The sequence below is a fragment of the Planctomycetota bacterium genome (genome assembly GCA_016207825.1).
Lineage (GTDB): Bacteria > Planctomycetota > MHYJ01 > JACQXL01 > JACQZI01 > JACQZI01.
The window spans coordinates 26,766-44,822 of the sequence record JACQZI010000010.1 but is presented as its reverse complement, the minus strand read 5'-3'; the positions used below and the strand labels follow the sequence as shown (position 1 = coordinate 44,822).

At 43.4% G+C, this 18,057-nt stretch carries 13 protein-coding genes, 1 tRNA gene and 1 pseudogene; 13 read left to right on the top strand and 2 right to left on the bottom strand.

Annotated elements, in window-relative coordinates; genetic code table 11:
• Positions 1-17: 17 nt before the first annotated feature.
• The 4 genes from HY811_04940 to HY811_04925 all read left to right on the top strand — a co-directional run bounded on the left by HY811_04940 (position 18) and on the right by HY811_04925 (position 4,277).
• Positions 18-114, top strand: a tRNA-Sec gene (locus HY811_04940).
• A gap of 31 nt (positions 115-145) precedes the next feature.
• Positions 146-1,483, top strand: coding sequence for a hypothetical protein (locus tag HY811_04935; GenBank protein MBI4834145.1), 1,338 nt, complete (start codon positions 146-148; stop codon positions 1,481-1,483).
• Positions 1,484-1,640: 157 nt separating this feature from the next.
• A complete protein-coding gene (locus tag HY811_04930) occupies positions 1,641-3,104 on the top strand; it encodes a hypothetical protein (GenBank protein ID MBI4834144.1) in 1,464 nt (487 codons plus the stop codon).
• 66 nt (positions 3,105-3,170) lie between these two features.
• Positions 3,171-4,277: a radical SAM protein gene (locus HY811_04925; GenBank protein MBI4834143.1), complete on the top strand. Its 1,107-nt coding sequence runs from the start codon at positions 3,171-3,173 to the stop codon at positions 4,275-4,277.
• A gap of 19 nt (positions 4,278-4,296) precedes the next feature.
• On the opposite strand, the gene HY811_04920 is transcribed toward HY811_04925, so the two are convergent.
• Positions 4,297-5,472, bottom strand: coding sequence for a hypothetical protein (locus HY811_04920; protein ID MBI4834142.1), 1,176 nt, complete (start codon positions 5,470-5,472; stop codon positions 4,297-4,299).
• Between the two features lie 252 nt (positions 5,473-5,724).
• On the opposite strand from HY811_04920, the gene HY811_04915 reads away from it, so the two are divergent.
• The 4 genes and pseudogenes from HY811_04915 (at position 5,725) to HY811_04900 (ending at position 10,554) form a co-directional block, all read left to right on the top strand.
• Positions 5,725-7,461 (top strand): glutaconyl-CoA decarboxylase subunit alpha, encoded by a 1,737-nt coding sequence (locus tag HY811_04915; protein ID MBI4834141.1) that lies wholly within the window; start codon positions 5,725-5,727, stop codon positions 7,459-7,461.
• Between the two features lie 181 nt (positions 7,462-7,642).
• Positions 7,643-8,039, top strand: a pseudogene (locus tag HY811_04910) (GxxExxY protein).
• 73 nt (positions 8,040-8,112) lie between these two features.
• A complete protein-coding gene (locus HY811_04905; GenBank protein MBI4834140.1) occupies positions 8,113-9,036 on the top strand; it encodes a hypothetical protein in 924 nt (307 codons plus the stop codon).
• A gap of 345 nt (positions 9,037-9,381) precedes the next feature.
• Complete coding sequence (locus tag HY811_04900; GenBank protein ID MBI4834139.1) at positions 9,382-10,554, top strand: hypothetical protein; 1,173 nt, start codon at positions 9,382-9,384, stop codon at positions 10,552-10,554.
• A gap of 156 nt (positions 10,555-10,710) precedes the next feature.
• Here HY811_04900 and HY811_04895 read toward each other — a convergent pair whose 3' ends face one another.
• Positions 10,711-11,388 carry a hypothetical protein gene (locus tag HY811_04895; GenBank protein ID MBI4834138.1) on the bottom strand — a complete coding sequence of 226 codons (678 nt, stop codon included), beginning with the start codon at positions 11,386-11,388 and terminating at the stop codon, positions 10,711-10,713.
• 490 nt (positions 11,389-11,878) lie between these two features.
• On the opposite strand from HY811_04895, the gene HY811_04890 reads away from it, so the two are divergent.
• From HY811_04890 to HY811_04870, 5 genes are all read left to right on the top strand, one after another.
• A complete protein-coding gene (locus tag HY811_04890; protein MBI4834137.1) occupies positions 11,879-13,225 on the top strand; it encodes a DUF1015 domain-containing protein in 1,347 nt (448 codons plus the stop codon).
• 275 nt (positions 13,226-13,500) lie between these two features.
• Complete coding sequence (locus tag HY811_04885) at positions 13,501-14,622, top strand: hypothetical protein (protein MBI4834136.1); 1,122 nt, start codon at positions 13,501-13,503, stop codon at positions 14,620-14,622.
• 19 nt (positions 14,623-14,641) lie between these two features.
• On the top strand, positions 14,642-16,759 hold the full coding sequence (locus HY811_04880) for a VWA domain-containing protein (GenBank protein ID MBI4834135.1): 2,118 nt from the start codon (positions 14,642-14,644) through the stop codon (positions 16,757-16,759).
• Positions 16,760-16,925: 166 nt separating this feature from the next.
• Positions 16,926-17,129, top strand: a complete 204-nt coding sequence (locus tag HY811_04875; GenBank protein ID MBI4834134.1) for a hypothetical protein — start codon at positions 16,926-16,928, stop codon at positions 17,127-17,129.
• Positions 17,130-17,137: 8 nt separating this feature from the next.
• Positions 17,138-18,034 carry a hypothetical protein gene (locus HY811_04870; GenBank protein MBI4834133.1) on the top strand — a complete coding sequence of 299 codons (897 nt, stop codon included), beginning with the start codon at positions 17,138-17,140 and terminating at the stop codon, positions 18,032-18,034.
• Positions 18,035-18,057: the final 23 nt, after the last annotated feature.

Sequence of the window (18,057 nt, the reverse complement as noted above, 5' to 3'; positions counted from 1 at the left end):
CTTTTAACTTGCTTTATGGAGGTGAATGGGGTCTGGTGGCTCTCCTGGCCTTCAAAGCCAGCGTGTCTTGCCAAAAGCGGGACAGGTAGGTTCGATTCCTACACGCCTCCGCCAATATAAAAATATATTTTAAAGGAGAATGAATATGAATAGGAAAACAGCGGTTTTGATGATTATGTCACTTTTGATATGCGGGATTCTCGCATATGCACAGGATAAAGATTCAGGTAAAGAATTCAGGCTGAAAGAAGGTTTGGAAATTACCGTAAACAAAGGAGAAACTTTTGTCATCCGTTCTCCGATTACGAAATCAGGGCAGGTGGGAGAGTTTTCTGTTTCCGGTAGGGCGATTGAACATACAAAGACATGGGAAAATGAAGGTGTTACACGCTTTGATGAGTTTAAAGCCATTACCGTGGGCGAAGCAGTCATTGAGTTTACCGGCAGCGGGTTTAAACCGGATCTTTTTGACGCCAAAGTCAAAGTTATAGTGGTTGATAAAGGGGAAACGGTTAATAATGAAGAGGTTGAGAAGCAGGTTAAAGGGCTTATTGAGAAATTAAATGCCGATGATTTTGAGGAAAGGGAATCCGCTACCGCGGAATTGATTAGAATCGGAGAACCGGCTCTTGAGCCGGTGCGCAAGGCGATGGAGAATGCGAAAGAACCTGAGACCAAAATGCGCGCCAAGAAGATTATTACGGAGATAGAAGGGACGCTTGCCGTACGGGATGTGGTTAAGAATTGGTCCGGCAAAGACGGAAAGGAATTGTGGTATGGCTTTACCGGAGAGCGTGAGATGAAAGGCTTTATCAAAGCGATTACCAAAGAAGATAAATATAAGGGGGAAGACGCGATAAGGATGGAAGATGTTATCTCCATGGCGGAGGGGGGAAAGATGATGGTTATCACGAATATCACAATCTGCCGTAAAGATAAAAATTTATCCTTGCTTTATGCGAAGATGGAAATGAAATCTGAAAGAGAAAATATGTCAATCGAATATAAGTTTGAAAACGGAAAAGTGAAGATTATTTCCGAAGGCGAGGAATCCGAATCTGTTGATATCCCTGCTGATATGGTTTCCTTCAGCAGTTTGGTGCGCTACATAACCACAATGCCGATGGTTAAAGGTGCATCCATTACGCCGACACTGCTCGGATTCGAAGCGCATGATTGGACGATGAGATTTAAAGTTGTCTGTGAGGGAGAGGATGAAATTACAGTCGGCAAGGATAAAATCAAGGCGTATAAATTCAGCATGTCACCGACTGAACGCGATGATCCCGGATATGTATGGATTAACGCAAAACGTCAGTTTGTCGCGTTTTCGGTCCAAGAGGATGATATGAAGGTTAATATGATTTCCAAGGATGAAGCGGAAAAGGGGCTGGCGGAAATGGCCGAGTCAATGAAGAAACACCAGAATGATGAAGATGAAAATGAGATTGAGAATGAGAGCGAGCCGGTAGAGGAAGAATAATTATTTCTTTAAAATTACCAGATTTTTCAGCATATTTTGAGCCTGGACAAGCCTAACAATACAGGACGCAGCTAATAGGTTGATAAGGTGATAAGATAATAAAGGTTTTCCTTGCCAATAGATAAACTTATTGGCCTTGGGTGAAGAGGAGGTGATTATGGAACGAATTGGTGATGTTGTATTAATAATCGGAGCGTGTATTGCCGGATTGGCGTTGTTTGTGTTAGGTTATCGGGTAATCAGATATTCTAAATTACAAGGCAGATGGGCGAGGGATTTTTGGATAAGCGTGGCGATTGTCCTGGCGTTTCTTTCAGCATCCGTTTACGGACAATCCAAAGATGCTGCAAATGAACAAGGAGCAATTAGCAGTGAACAAGTTGGCAATAAGCAAGAAGATTCGTTTGTGAAACTCCAGAAAATATGGGATGGCATCGGTCGGACAAATAACAAAGATGAATTCGATAAACTCTGCAAAGACTCTAACCAGTTAGTGCAAAGAATATTAAAGGGTAAAAGGTTTACAGATGCTGTAAAAACAACCATCAGGCTTGTCTTTAATGCCAGGACAGAATATATCAGTCATGAAAAATTAATGACAACTTGTTATGAGGTTTCTCCTTCCAATAAGTACATAAAAACGATGGCGGATTTGGAAAACCAATATGTGCTTTTGGGGAAAATGTATAAGGAAGGTAAGATTAATCAGGATGTTATCGACAAGTCAAAAACCGCTGTCAGGAATTACTACGAAGGCATAAGTGAATGGATTACCGATAAGCCGCTTCTGGAAAAACTTTCACTTGAGGAAAAAAGAGAGGTGGTTGATTTTATCGTGGAACTCTGTGAAATTCAGGTTGTTGATGAATTGTCCGCACTGGTTGACAAGCGTGTTGCCGATGTGAAAAAGACCAGAGAGTGGCGCGATTTGAGGAAGCTATTTAAAGAAATGGTTAAATATATGCCGGCTGAATTGGAAGTAGCCGGTGAGGTCGAGCAGAAACTGGAAAAACAGTTGCAATCTATTACCGAAAAGATTAATGCTTTGAAAGAGGAACCCACCCGGCTTGCATTGGTTCACATGGCACAAATCGCGACTAGTGTTGCGTTGCACTTGTCGTACTCCGCAAATAGCGATGTAATGTTAATGTGTTATGATCGAAAGGGGTTGCCACCTCGCAAGAACAGCGATTATGAAACGCAAATGAACCTGTTAGAATGGATGCAGAAAGAAGGGAAAATCACTAAAGAGGTTTATGATAAGGTGAAACAAACTATTGACCGCCATGAGATAGATAAAGAAGACCCTGAAGCTGAAAGAGGTGATTATTTAGCCGATGATTTGGATCATGCTAATACCGTTCTTGTTTTCCGTCTCTTGCGGGAATTATATTTGCCTGTAGATGTCCGCTGGGAAGATGTAGAGCCGAAGCTGAAGGAGAAGATAAACCGGTTAATCAAGGATTTGGGTGCGGATGACTGGCAGGTGCGCGAATCCGCTCAAGCCGCGTTGACTGAAATAGGCGACCCGATTGTGCCGGCTCTTAAAGAAGCACTGGAGAAAACCGACCAGCCGGAAATAAAGATGCGTGCAAAGAAAATACTTGAAGAATTGGAATAATAGCCACAGATTACACAGATTAAAATATATTTTCTCTGTGTGCTCTGTGACTCGGCGGCTAATTTTATGGGATTGATAGATAAGCTAAAGGACAAATTCCTGATAAACCGGCAGGATTCAATCATCTTTGAAGTTACCCAACCCTGTAATAACGATTGCCTATTTTGCTATAACGCTTGGAAGGTGACTGATACTCATTATCCCAAAGGCGAGCTGGATACCGGAGAAACCAAGCGCCTTATTGCCAAGATCATTAAGGAAACCAAGTGCAAGCAATTCACCTTTACCGGCGGAGAGCCTTTCTTACGCAAAGATTTGGCTGATTTGGTTTCATTCACTAAAGAGCAGGGTGTTTCCGTAACGATTATTTCTAACGGAACGCTGATTACAGAAGATGTTGCCAAGGATTTTATCAAGCGGGGAGTGGGACTCTTTGAACTTCCCATATTGAGCGCCGACCGCGCTATACACGATGCTTTATCCCGTAACAAAGGCGCATTTGACAAGGTTACAGAATCCATTGCGAATATTAAACTCCATAACGGGTTGGTCGTGGCGGTGTTTGTCGGGACAAAGAAGAATATTGATGGTTTTAGCGAAATGATAGAGTTGGCGATTGCCCTGGGAGTTGACGGCATAATGTTTAACAGGTTTAATGTTGGCGGAGAAGGCGTCCGCCATATTGAGGAATTATTACCAACGCCGGAACAGGTTATCAGGGCATTAGAAGTTACCGAAGAGGCGATGGAGAAATATAAAATCAGTATTTCCTGTTCTATTCCGGTTCAGCCGTGCGTAATAGATACCAGCCGTTTCAAGAAAGTGCATTTCGGCTATTGCGCAGCGGGGACAAAACGCTCCTATTATACGGTTGACCCGATGGGCAATATCCGCCCGTGCAACCATACCCCGATGATTCTAGGGAATATATTGAAAGATTCTTTTACATCAATCAGCAAGCCTGATAAGATAAGTGAGTTTACCGAACCGATACCGGAATTCTGCCAAGACTGCGCTATGGTAAAGACATGCTTGGGCGGCTGTAAGGCTTCGGCACAGGTTTGTTACGGTTCGCTCTCAGCCGAGGAACCGTTCATCAAATACTATAAGAAAGAAGCACTGAAAAGGAGATTACGTGCTGACAAAGTTGCTACCGTAAGCCAAGCCGATTGACACAAACCTTCCGCGGCATCTAAAACAGAGTCGTAAATAACAGCGCAATCTGGTCGTTTTCCGCCTTGGTAGCGCCGGTTGGGATATCCTCGGTATTGGTCATAGACTCGATTTTAACATGCGTATTATCCGTTAATCTGTAGCCAACCCCGGCTGATATCCTGGTATAGTCATTGGCGTTAACGCTGTTTAAAGAAGCGAAGGTGGTGCTTTTATCAAAGCCTACCCAGCTGTAACGAGCAGCGATATAGAGTTTTGCCGTTGCATTATAGCAGCCTTCTAAAAAGTAATAAGTCCCTTCAAGTGGAGTTATTTTGACCACAGCCGGGAGCTTATCTTTTCCGCTGTCCTTGAATTGCCCGTAAGCCGCGCGGACATAAGCCTTGCTATCCGACCATGCAGGCGGACCCGGGTTCAAACGGTTTTCCTTGCCCGGCTGGAAGTCGTAACGCAGGTCTATTTCCGTTATGGTACGGGTCCATTCGGTGGCATTAGCGGTGGGGGTCAGCAATCCGGCATAAGAAATTTCCGCGCTTTGTTTCCCTACATTCCCTGAATTATAATAACTTCCGGAAACATAAAATTCCGGGATGGGATTAACGCCTACTTTAAAGGCGATTGCTTTGGCTTGTTCGTTATCCGCGCTGGCGCCGTTATTCCCGTTGGTGATGCTGAATGCCCATTTTGCCGGGATGCCGAGTGTTTCTTTCGGCAGGTTCTGGAAAAACTGGATTCCTTCATCATATCCGGCGACATTGGCCGCGGAATTTGAAACCAATACGCCGTCTATAGGGTCATTGGCTAATTGTTCTTCCCCGAAGTCAACTTTAAACCTACCGATTCTGAGGATAGGATTAAACGCACTGTCTTTCATTGATGGTATTGCCAGGGGGAGCAGGTTTTTATAGTCCAGGCAAAAGACGTCAAGTGGATTATTGAAAGTGGCGTTATTCAGGTTCATGCGTGTCGATATGGATACATCAGGTGTCATGCGCCAATTAAAGCGCAGTTTAACATCAGGCATCTGGAAAGAGCCGTCCGGATATGAGCCGTTGGCGCCGGAATCAAGATATCCCGCTGAAAATCGCGAGCCTTTAAAATCTATATCCGGTTTTACGGTGTCATCGGCAATAACAGAAAGCGCGGCAATTCCCAAAAGGCATCCAATAGCTATTAGTCCAAGTATTCTTTTCATAACACACCCCTTCTTTGATTAAGCAATAAAAATCAATTGTGCGTGAGTATAAACGATATCCTGCGGTTTGTCAAAGTTTTATTGATAAAGAATATCGTTATATAAGGTGTTTGTTTACGGCTTTGCGGGACGTGATTTTCTTGATTATTCTTTTGTAGTTTGTTATGGTTACGTAATTTAAGGTAACACGGAAACGCGAAAACTGGATACGAAAGCACGAAAATGATTTCATATTAGAATAGGAGAACAGCGATGAAGCAATACTTTGAAAAGATGCCATCTACCTTCGGGAAGAAACTTGAAGATTTCCAGATTAAACAGCTACAGGAAAATGCCGATTCGGTTAAAGCCGAAGAGGTGAAATTAGCCCAGGCAATAGAAAAAGTCAGGAATGCCGGCATTCCCGCCGAAACACTTCATAAACGCGGCGAAAAGACCGTTTACGAAAGAATAGAATTGCTGGTGGATAAAGGCACATTCCTCCCGCTTAATACCCTCTACAACCCGGTCACCAATGAAGAAGGCACTACCGGAGTGGTCAACGGCATCGGAAAAATCGAAGGCAGGTATGCCTCCATTATCGCATCCGATAATAAAGTCCTTGCCGGCGCCTGGATTCCCGGGCAGGCGGAAAATATCTTCCGCGCGCAGGATATCGCCGAGCGGCTTCATATACCGCTGGTTTGGGTGCTGAATTGCAGCGGAGTTAAGCTGACCGAGCAGGAAGAGGTTTATGCAGGCAGGCGCGGTCACGGCAGGCCGTTCTTCAGGCACGCTGAACTGGCACAAAAAGGGATTCCGGTTCTGGTCGCGGTTTTCGGGACCAATCCGGCAGGCGGCGGCTATCACGGGATTTCCCCGGCAATGATATTTGCCCATAAGAACGCCAATATCGCGGTGGGTGGTGCTGGGATAGTGAGCGGTATGGCGCCGAAAGGCGGATTTGACCTGGCAGGCGCCGAGCAGATTATCGAAGCAACCCGAAAGTTTAAGTCGACTCCACCGGGCGGAGCGGCTACGCATTATAGCCATACCGGATTCTTTAAGAATGTTTATGATACCGAAGAAGAAGTTATTAAGGCGCTCAGGGATTGCGTTAAGATGATGCCAACCTACGACACTAATTTCTTCAGAGTCGCCCAGCCAAAGCCGCCTCTTTACGCGCCGAAGGAAATTGATTATCTTGTTCCCTTTAACCAGAAACGCGCCTATGATGTCGAACAGGTGATGGCGCGGATATTTGATAACAGCGAACACACCGAATACAAGCCCGGTTACGGACCGGAAGTCTATTGCGGCATGGCAAAACTGGACGGATTCCTGGTTGGCGTGGTGGCAAACCGTCAGGGGATTCTTCCCAAGGGATATCCCAAATACGCGCCTTATCCCGGTATCGGCGGCAAATTATACCGCGAAGGTTTAATAAAGATGAATGAACTCGTGACCGCCTGCGGCAGGGACAGGATTCCGATGATTTGGATACAGGATACCTCCGGAATAGATGTCGGCGACATCGCGGAAAAGGCTGAGCTTTTAGGATTAGGGCAGGCGTTAATATATTCCATACAGCAATCTGATTTGCCCATGGCAACGGTAATACTTCGTAAAGGGACTGCAGCGGCGCATTATATCATGGGCGGTCCGCAGGCAACCGGCAATAACGCCTTTACGCTCGGAGTTCCGACCACGGAAATATATGTAATGCACGGTGAAACCGCGTCGGTGGCTTCGTTCTCGCGCCGTCTGGTCAAGGAAAAGGATGCCGGGAAACCATTGGAACCGGTAATCGCACAGATGAATGAGCTGGCAAAGGAATATTACGATAAATCCCGCCCTGTCTATTGCGCCCAGCGCGGTTATGTGGATGAGGTGGTTCCGTTCGCCGGGTTACGTGATTATTTTGTGGTTTTTGCCAATGCGTGTTACCAGAATCCGAAGAGTTTCTGTCCGCAACATCAAATGATTTTACCGAGAAGTATTCGCGGATAGAATAAGAGCATCCCGCCCAATAGGGCGAGGCTCGCCAAAGGCGGCAGATGCTCTTGCCGAGGACGATAAGAGGCTAAATATTGCCACGAAGACACTAAGGCACAAAGAAACCTGGTGTTTTATGGTTTAGGAATAAAGAATCCTTAGTGTCTTTGTGTCTTAGTGGCAGGAGCAATACGATATGAACTTTAGGCCTTTATCGGATAAAGAAGAAGAGATAGGTAAAAAAGTCGTTGATTCTGCCTATGTAATCCATAAGGCGTTTGGTCCTGGTTTATTGGAAAAGGTTTATGAGGTATGCTTTTGCCGAGAGCTTTCTAAAAGGGATTTATCGTATAAAAGACAGGTTGATATTCCAATTATTTATGATGGCATAACGTTTGATGAGGGCTTGCGATTAGATGGATGTATTAATTGAAGATTTAGTAATCTGTGAGCTCAAAGCTATAGATGAGCCGAATCCGGTATGGGAAGCCCAAATATTAAGCCATTTAAAATTAATGAATAAGCGGTTAGGCTTTTTGATAAATTTTAATGTCCCTGTTATCAAGGATGGTATTAAAAGAATAATACTTTAAATATTTACCATAAGGCACAAAAAATTTCTTAGTGTCTTCGTGTCTTTGTGGCAAAAGAAAAGGAGAAAAAGGTATGAAGGTCCTGATATGCGACTCCATAGACAAGGAAGCCGTGGAGCAGATGAGGAAAGCCGGACTTATAGTGGATGACAAGGGCGGGATAAAACCGGAGGAGCTCTTGAAAATAGTGGAAAATTACGAGGCGTTGGTCGTGCGCTCGGCCACCAAGGTCACCAAGGAAGTCTTTGAGAAAGGCAAGAAACTGAAGATAGTTGTGCGCGGCGGAGTCGGGATGGATAATATTGATAAAGAAGCCGCTAAAAAGGCTAATGTCGTTGCCGATAATACGCCGGAAGCCAGCTCCATTTCCGTGGCTGAGCTGACCATCGGCTTGATGTTTGCATTCAGCCGCAAGATTTGCGTAGCGGACGCGACCATGAAAGCAGGCAAATGGGAAAAGAAGCGTTTGGAAGGCACCGAGCTCTATAAGAAAACCCTCGGCCTGGTCGGCATCGGCAGGATTGGCTATGAAGTTGCCACAAGGGCGATTGCATTGGGGATGTCTGTCGTTGCCTACGACCCGTATGTCAAGGCCGATGACCCGCGCTTTACCAAGGTAGGCATCAAGATGGTTTCCCTGGATGAAGTCCTGAAGAATTCAGATTTTATCAGTATGCATATACCCAAGACGAACGAGACCAAGAACATGATTAACACGGCGGCGTTCGCTAAGATGAAAAAGAACGCGGTTATCGTTAACTGCGCCCGCGGGGGAGTGGTGAGCGAAAAAGACCTGGCCGATGCCATAAAAGCCGGGACGATTGCCGGCGCTTGTATTGATGTATATGAGAAGGAACCTATTCTGCCGGATAATCCGCTCCTGACTCTGGGAGAAAAGGTGATATTGACTCCGCATTTGGGTGCTTCTTCAGCGGAAGGCCAGAATCGGGTCGGCGGCGCGGTGGCAGACAAGCTAATAGCCTTTGCTCGGAAATAACTTAGTGGTCTTTCACATGTGATTTAAGGGGTTACTTTTCTTTTACTGTCATTCCCGTCCCGAAAGCATTCGGGAGGAATCCAGTATGATGCGAAGGCTCTGGACTCCTGCTTTCGCAGGAGTGACAAATAGGGTGAAGATATTACCCCGCAATTGATGTGTGAAGAACCACTAGTTTGTTGCATAAAACCCCTGGGATATTAACCGTATTCCGGGGGTTTTTATTGATAAAGTGTTAAGGAATCTACAGGAAACATATCAAAAAGGTTGAATGGATACATGGGAAAAGGTATACTTCAAATCGGTAAGGCGTTCCCTGAATTCAAATGTAGGCGGAAAATTTAAATGAAACCATTTATAATTACTTTTGCGAATATCCTTCCGCATAATGGACGAGATTTATCAAGATTTTATAGATTTAGAGTGAATCAAGGGAAATTAAGTTTTCCTGTTAATATTGCTATAACTTCAGAAGCCATTTGTAACTTAGAAATTAATGATGACGATAAAAATCAAGATGTTATAATAGAACAGGTGTTTTTGAGAATAGGTCTTCAGCGACTTAGAGAAAAACTAGGGCAAGGGAACTATCCTAAAGAAACCACAATTAATTGTGAGGAGATTCTAATTACAAGTGCTAATATGCCATTAGACATACAACAACTTTTGCAAAAAAAATGCGGACATCAACGAAAAGGATTAATGGGCCCAGTATGTAATATTAGTATGAATCAATCTCCATCAGAGAGCTTAACAACACCATTCTTTTGCGATAAATGTTCGCATCCTGATTCTCGTTTAATGTGTAGCCACTTGATTCATCCAATGTCTCAAGGCTATAAAGACACTAAAGATATTATAACCAGCAGAGAAATAATAAAAGCGTATTGTAATAAAGGGGAAATATTAGAAGATTTTAAGGCAATGTGTTGTGTTCCTGTTGCGCGAAAATGTTGGGAACAGATATACGAAACCTTTCAGCCTGCTATTAATATTCCTGTGGATTTATCAGACCGAGTGGCAGACGAGATTGATTTCCTGAATCTTTTGTTTGATAAGAAATATAATAAGCCATTCTTAATGATATCACAAGCAAGGTCTATTCGGGATTCTGGTAGCGATTGTAAGACAAAAGAAGAATTTATCCACAAGATTCAGGTAATCGGACATCTTATAAATGATATTAAGATTAGAGATATTCTGATAGAAAGCAAGTCGGTTAATGAGAAAGGTGGAGTTAGTTCTATAACTGCTCTTAAAAGATTCTTAGAGGATAATTATCCGAATTACCCATTGGATATTTTGAGCAATTTTGAACATATAAGAACTATAAGAGACGACTATCCTACCCATACAAAAACCAGAAAAGACATTACTGCTTCTTTTGATTTTTTAAGAATAGAGTTTCCTGTTCAAGATTGGCAAAAGGCATGGGAGAAAGTTCTCTATGCTTTTTGGAACAGCCTTTATAAATTACGATTGTTAGTAAATGTTAATACAAACGATATAAAATCGTGACAGGTACCATGTCTTGGTAATTCATCGAGATGCTTGGGACACTCTACCAACATAAGTTAAATCAAGCTAATAGAAATCAGTTTCCTGCAACAAATCTCCTGCCCGTAATCCCGGTGACGCCATAGCAAAATAAGTATCAATCCATAGGATTTTAGTCTATCCCGTCACGGCTACTTCCACCGGAGCACCAAACGGCCCTGTCCTTTGGCGCCTGTCAAACCATTGTGCTTTATATGCCAGGGTGATTGTGCCTTTGTTGCCGACGTTATGGATATAAGGCGAATGAGTGTCCGCCGTTAAAAAACGCCAGCTTGTCTCTGTCAATCCTTTTTCAGTCACTTGCGCCACCCAAATTCTTACTCCGCTGATGCCTTTGGGTAAAGATTCTTTTTCGCCTTTCGCCTGGGATGGATACCAATCAATCCGCACTGTTTGTGGAGCAGTGCATTTCGCCCTGATAACCGGAGACGGTTCGTTCAAAACTATTTCTTCAGAAAGCGGCGTCCTGATTTTGTCGGGCACGGTAATCCCCAATTTTTCACGCATGGCATTGGTTATTGAAGGGTTGGCTTGAATTTTTCTGGTAAGGATGCGGATAAAAGATTTAAGGCTCTTCATATCTTTGTCTTTTCGTTCTGTAGCGGCCTGAGCCTGGTTTTGCGCCGCAATATGCGCCTGATAAGATGCCTCCCATAATCCATGCAGAGATTGTAGGTTAGCTGCTTCATCAGGTGTTATGCCGAAAGATGCCGCCTCTGACGCGATAATTTGCGCGTACTGTTTCTCCCATCCGGCAAAATTGCTTTCTTTCCTGGGGAGGTAGTCTTTTTTCATTTTATAGTCCCTTTCTTAGATAGAAACGTATATAATCAATTCCGATGTATCCGCAAGTTATTCGGGGATATCCGCAAACTATTTGAGGGTATCCACAATATATTCGGGGATATCCACAGACTATTTGTATATATCCGCAAACAATTCGTGGATATCCGCAAGTTATTTGGGGGTATCCGCAAATCGTTCGGGGAGATATGCGAAGCTCCTGCTGACATTCCATATTAGCTAAATGATGCAGGCGAGTCAAGAATTATCTGTTGTTACCCGGCTGCCCCAGCCTCGCTCTCGCTCGTCGAGGCGGGCGGAGAGGCAGGAAACATTCGGGGACGAAGCTGTTTCATTGCTATATTAGGGAACGGTTATTCGGCACTCTTAATCTAATTTCAGGTGGTGCGAAAAAATATTGCTAAATTATTTTGCCCTAAACGGGAAATCGGTTTATAATCCGCTCTGTTTTATCTTTGTTTAGATTGAAAAGGAGCATGATATGACAAAAGTGTTTGCCTTCAAGGGGATTACCTACAATAAGAGCATTGTCGGGGATTACAGCAAGATACTCACCCAGCCCTACGACAAAATCGATGACAAGATGCAGGATATTTATTACAAGAAGCATAAATACAACCACGTCAGGATTACCAAGGGGAAGTCATTTAAGGGCGATTCAGAGACAAACAACAAATATACCCGCTCCGCAGGTTACCTCAATGAATGGCTTAAGAAGGGTATTCTAAAACAGGATACCAAGCCCACGATTTATGCTTACTATCAAGAGTATGTTGCGGAAGGCGAGAAAAAGGTCCGCAAGGGTTTTATCGCTCTGGGCAAGCTCGTGGAATTAGGCAAAGGCGGGGTGCATCCGCACGAGAGGACATTGCTCGGACCCAAGGTAGACCGCCTGAACATGATGCGGCAGGTGGGCGGCTCGACCGGGCAGGTCTTCATGCTTTATTCTGACCCGAAACTGATTGTCAATAAGATTACCGATAGCTTCGCCAAGCGGAAACCGGATATCGTTTCACGCGATGAATATAATGTTGTCCATAAAGTCTGGAAGATACAGAATCCGTCTGCAATAAAGAAAATCGCCAAGGTCCTGGCTAACAAGGATGTCTTTATCGCGGACGGGCATCACCGTTACGAGACCGCGCTTAATTACCGGAACGAAATGGCCGCCAAGGGCTTGAAGTCGTATGAACCGGAATCCTATAATAACCGGATGATGACATTCGTTAATATGGATGATGTCAAGGGGCTGACGGTATTGCCGACCCATCGCCTGATTTTCGGCCTCAAGAACTTCTCGTTTGTCAATTTCCAGAAGAAGCTGATTAAGTATTTTAAGATTAAAGAATATCCATATTTCACTCCGGTAGATGAAAAGATAGTAAGGGCTGATTTTATACACAGCTTAAAGCATATGGGTATGCGCAAGCATTGCATCGGCTTGGTCGCTAAAGGCTTAAATAAATATACGTTATTAGTCCTGCGCGATGAGAAGATAATGCAGAAGATAGTGAAAGAGAAACATTCGGATGACTGGAAGAAACTGGACGTGACGGTTTTGCATTCGCTTATTCTGGAAACGATTCTCGGGATAAGCCGGGAAAGCGTTGCCAAAGAGGAGAACGTCCATTATATCCGCGGAGAAGACGCGGCGATTGATGAGCTGAAAAAAGGCCCTTATCAGATGGTGTTCCTCTTAAATCCGACCAAGGTGGATGAAGTCAGGAAGATTGCCGGCCGAAGCGAGCGCATGCCGCAGAAATCAACCGATTTCTTCCCGAAACTCCTTAGCGGAGTGGTTATTAGTAAGATTAACTATGGCAAATAAATAGAACCCTAATAAATAAAAGAGTTAGGTGAAAAGCCCGCCTTTATGGCGGGCTTTTTTATTATGGAAAACCAGGGTGTAAATCTGATTGACAGGATGTAAAATTGGTTTACGTGTTTTTTAGTGGTTCCCTGATAGAAAACTCTCTAAACTTAATATAACGCATTTCTGGCTTAAAAACACTGATATCGAGTCAATATTTCCCTCCTTGGCACGTATTTTGCTTATTATAGAATATTGAAGTAGCTTATTATATAATAATTGAGGAGGGAGTTATGGATAAAAGAGTTTTAGAGGCGAGTTTGGTGTCAGTGGCATTGCTTTTCTTTTCTTTTATGCCGATTATTCCAAACGGTGCTGAATGTGTGAGAGCCGATATAGTCCAGCTGGATACCGGGGAGGAATACAACGGCAAGGTAACCGAGATAGATGATGATAACATCAGGCTGGAAACGATTGCCTGGTCGGTTGTTATCCCGAAATACCGTATCCTGCGTATCGTTCCCCAGAAGACCATACCGGAAATGTATGCGGAAAAGCTGAAGGATATAGCCGAAGATGATGCGGTAGGCCATTATAAATTAGCTTTATGGTGTAAGAAACAGGGATGGAAATCCAAGATGCAGGAAGAATTAGAGTTTGTTATTACCATAAATCCGGATCACGAAGGCGCCCGGCGCGCTTTAGGTTTTAAAAAGCTTGACGGCGAATGGGTGACCGAGGATGAATATATGATAGCGAAAGGCTTTATCAAGCAGGATGGGAAATGGGTTCCCAGAGAACTCTTGGTTGAACAGACTAAGTTAAAAGAAACCAAGGAAAAAATACAGGCAAAGGAAAAAGAGCAAAAGAAGAAAGAGGAATTATTTGAACGGACGGCCCGCATGGCCGTGGTTTCCGCGCTTACCGCCCAGCATAACCCGAATTTGTATGCTAGGAAAAGGCGGGGAGGTAGTTTTGAGTTTGAATACAACTATGAAGACGGAAGCGGTTTTTCCACTAAGGCATCGGCTTATTCAGAAGATATTGTGCCTGATAATGATTTCTATGCTTATAATCCGGTGTATGTAACTGATTATGACGCGAATAGGGGAAAAAAGGAGACACATCAAAAACAGCCGTATAGGAAAGAAAGAAATACTAAAAAAGGCTTCCTGGAAAACAGGAAAAACGAATCTTCCCCCGCGACGGATGGCGTTTCAGGTGAGGCTGCTGATACCACAAAATGGGAGGAATCCGTATCCGAACTAAGCCAGACAGAAAACACTGATAAACAAACCGGTCCTGATGTTTCTCAGCCGGATAGCGAGAATACGCATAATGATAAAGGCCATGGCAACGATTCCGGTCATTTTGACGAGGATAATCCGGGCCAGGGCAAAGGGAAGAATAAATAGCCTAATTTGTTCCAGGAATATGAGAGAATTATTGATAAGTTTGATAGTTGCCGGTGCTATGCTTGCTATCAATGGCATTGGTTTAGCGGAAGACAAGGCGAAGGATGAGGCGAAGGTTAGGGGGTTAATCACGCAATTAAGTGATGATGAATGGGAAACCAGAGAAAAAGCCCAGGAAGAACTTGTTAAAATGGGCGCTTCTGTTTACATTACGCTGGCGGAAGAGTTGAAAAAAGCTACAGACCCCGAGGTCAAAATGAGATTGGATAATATCATTAAACAGCTCGTCACTTTACCAGAATGCATTAGCATGACTTTTGCCAAGATGAAAGAATCCGGAAAATATCGTTTCGCGATCAAATATTCTTTGCATGATCCGGATTCCGGGGGAAAGAAGTTGGTTCCTCGTTTAAATGGTTTTTGGATGTTTCCCGGTGTAGTCTATATGGAAATGGGAAAGAACTGCTGTGAAGACTTTTTTTGTGACAGTGTTATTCCCGCATTAACGCTGGAAGAGCCGCAATATCTCATAAAAGACAAGATTTATAATATAAAAACTGGCAGGGTTTTTACTGCGACGGCTGATTCCGTTAAATGTCGTCAGTTGCTGGCGTCAGGTTTTTATGAATGGATTATATCTGAGCTGATGAAAGAATACAAGATGGAAACTCCGATTGAAGAATCAGTAGGCGATAAAAAATGCAGGTTGATAAGTCTCGTTTACGAGTCGAATGAAGAACAACTTTTTAACTATAAAATATGGGTGGATAAAAATAGTTTATTGCCTGTTAAAATATGTCTTATTGAAAAACTTTTTCCTGATGAAGAACCATGGATTGCTGCCCAATGGACATTTGATTATAGCCAGGCCGAAGAAACAGGGATCCCCAAAGAGATAAAAGAAGCATTTAAAGACGATAAGGAAATAACAGAAATCATTGATGAGTCGGAGAAAAAAGAAGAGGAGAAAGAAAGCTCATCCGGGCGGATTGACAGCTTAAAGCAGATTTATTTAGGGACTCAAAGCGATATTTGGGTTATTAAGGCCCTGGCCGCTTTAGCGTTGAAAGAGATTCCAGAACCGGAAAGCGCCGAAGTCGTTGCCAAAATATTGCCGAATCACGATTCAAACCGCAATTTGGTTTATTATGCCTTGTCGGCGCTAAGCAAATTTCCGTCTGAAGTGCTTAAAGAAAGTTTAAGTAAGGATGTTATAACCAGTTTAAACGATTTCTGGTATAAACAGGAAGACGGTTTTTATCGTAAATCCATAGAAGCTATTTTTAATAAAATATCCAGTATCAACGATTACCGTGATTGGTGTAAATGGTGGGAAAAACAGAAAGATAATTATAAAGACGGTTCAAAGAGTGACAAATCGCCGGGGAAGGCGACTTCGGTAACAGTTAATATTCCTGTAAATACGAATGAGAAAATACGGCAAAAAGAACCGGAAGGATCGAGCTTGGACTGCGTATTTGTTGTTGATACTACGCTAAGCATGAAAGACTTAATACCTAAGGATGCCATGAAGACTATTTGTTATGCTTTAAGAAATATTTCCCCGTCATTGCGTTTAGGGCTTGTCCAGTATTGGGATGACGCCCAGGTAACAGTTCCTTTGGCAGCCGATAGCGTTAAAATCATCAGGGCAATTGACGGCCTTCAAGCCGGCGGCGGAGGTAATTCTGAGGAAGAAAACTTGTATAAGGGATTAGAGCTGGCTTTGTTAAATGCTAAAATGGTTTGGCGCGAATCGGCTGATAAAATCATAATTATCATAGGCGATGCTTTTCCCTATCAGAATGATATAGATAAGACTTGTTGGCTGGCGTCAAATGCCCGTGATTTAACCATGGAAAAAAGCCCGAATTACCAAGCCGACAGCAAAGACGACAGGAAAGATAGCAAGCCATATTCGATTTCCACTTGCTTTGTCGGACAGGATGAAAATGTCGAAAAAGTATTCAGCCGGATTGCGGGTTCTGGGGGTGGCACTATGGTAAAAGGAGACCTTGCAGATAAATTATTGTTTTATATGCTGATCCATTTATACGGAAAGCAATGGGAACTGCAGATTAAAGAGTTTATATGGCCTTTCATGTCGATTGTCTCACGTCAAATGGATAAAAAATAATCCGGAGGGCCAGGTTTTGCTTATATAAATCAAGCATTCTGGTTTGCCGTTTGCACCGCATCAAAGGCAACACGTCCAAAAAACCGTTATTAAATTATTGACTTGTTAAAGGATAAGGTTAAAATAAGGGCGTTTTAAGGCAAGGCATTTTAAAGGAGGAGGAAATATGACAACATTAACATGTGTTAAGCAGATGTGTCCTATTTTCGCTTTTGCGTCTGAAGCGCCGATTATTGTGAGGGGTGCTGAACAAAGTTTATCAGGGACTCCGAATGTTTCGATTGCCATTATTATTGCCGGAGTCGGATTAATTGGGGTAGCCTTTTGCCTTTGGCTTGGTGGTAAGAAATCCGGGAAAACGTCTTGTTGATTTGTAATATGAAAAAACGGTTAAGTTTAATCATTAGCGCGATTGCCACTCTCCTGTTAAGCATAAGTATTTATAATATTTATTTGATAGGGGAAGGCGACGATAAAGGATACGAGTTGAAAGGAACAATCGCCAAAGGGCAAACACAGACCGTTATGTATAAAAGGCAGTTGAAGCTTTCCGAGAAAATTCCAAATATGCCGCGCCACCCGCCGGTCGAAGTGTACGAAGAAGTTGAACAGACAATATCCCAGAAAATCATCGAGGTAAAAGAAACTAATATTATAAAGGCAGAGCGGAAATATCTTAAATCAACCGTGAACGTGCTGGAGAAAAAGCCAAACAGCAAGCCTGATGAGTTAAACGGTAAAACAATAGCTATCGAAATAAAAGACGGGATGGTAAAACGTGAAACCAAGGATAAAATAAGTGATGAAATAAAAAATAATGCACTCCCGGATGACAATAATTTCCTTTTATTCCTGCCGGCAAACAAGGTTAAACGTGGTGATAAATGGGATGTGGTGTCTTCAACCGCGCTCTCAGTTTTTAATTTTACATCGACCAGGGCAAGGGGGATTCACCATGGCGCTCTTGACCCCGGTATAAAGCCGAGATTTGATGACGCCGTGGTTATCTGCACCTTGAAAGAAGTCAAGAAGATTAAAGGGGATGAAACGGCTATTATCGAAATTACCGGTGTGTTAAAAGCCGAAGAAGAGGGTTTGAAAGAAACGATTGCCCTTTCCGGAACGGCTCATTTCCTGGTTTCCAAGGGGAAATTCATCAAGCTTGATTTTTATTCTGATATTTCCATCGGCGGAGTCCAGCCGTGTTCCATGGGCAGGCCGAGCGCCGTGGAAGGCAGTGGAAGCCTCAAATTGGCCGTTGAATTTAAGCAATAGCGGATCTCACGCCACAACACCCT

What these genes read in the sequence shown, in the direction of transcription:
- HY811_04875 (MBI4834134.1), top strand. Translation starts at nt 16,926, where the DNA reads ATGACAACATTAACATGTGTTAAGCAGATGTGTCCTATTTTCGCTTTT.
- HY811_04930 (MBI4834144.1), top strand. Translation starts at nt 1,641, where the DNA reads ATGGAACGAATTGGTGATGTTGTATTAATAATCGGAGCGTGTATTGCC.
- HY811_04925 (MBI4834143.1), top strand. Translation starts at nt 3,171, where the DNA reads ATGGGATTGATAGATAAGCTAAAGGACAAATTCCTGATAAACCGGCAG.
- HY811_04870 (MBI4834133.1), top strand. Translation starts at nt 17,138, where the DNA reads ATGAAAAAACGGTTAAGTTTAATCATTAGCGCGATTGCCACTCTCCTG.
- HY811_04900 (MBI4834139.1), top strand. Translation starts at nt 9,382, where the DNA reads ATGAAACCATTTATAATTACTTTTGCGAATATCCTTCCGCATAATGGA.
- HY811_04905 (MBI4834140.1), top strand. Translation starts at nt 8,113, where the DNA reads ATGAAGGTCCTGATATGCGACTCCATAGACAAGGAAGCCGTGGAGCAG.
- HY811_04895 (MBI4834138.1), bottom strand. Translation starts at nt 11,388, where the DNA reads ATGAAAAAAGACTACCTCCCCAGGAAAGAAAGCAATTTTGCCGGATGG.
- HY811_04935 (MBI4834145.1), top strand. Translation starts at nt 146, where the DNA reads ATGAATAGGAAAACAGCGGTTTTGATGATTATGTCACTTTTGATATGC.
- HY811_04920 (MBI4834142.1), bottom strand. Translation starts at nt 5,472, where the DNA reads ATGAAAAGAATACTTGGACTAATAGCTATTGGATGCCTTTTGGGAATT.
- HY811_04880 (MBI4834135.1), top strand. Translation starts at nt 14,642, where the DNA reads ATGAGAGAATTATTGATAAGTTTGATAGTTGCCGGTGCTATGCTTGCT.
- HY811_04885 (MBI4834136.1), top strand. Translation starts at nt 13,501, where the DNA reads ATGGATAAAAGAGTTTTAGAGGCGAGTTTGGTGTCAGTGGCATTGCTT.
- HY811_04890 (MBI4834137.1), top strand. Translation starts at nt 11,879, where the DNA reads ATGACAAAAGTGTTTGCCTTCAAGGGGATTACCTACAATAAGAGCATT.
- HY811_04915 (MBI4834141.1), top strand. Translation starts at nt 5,725, where the DNA reads ATGAAGCAATACTTTGAAAAGATGCCATCTACCTTCGGGAAGAAACTT.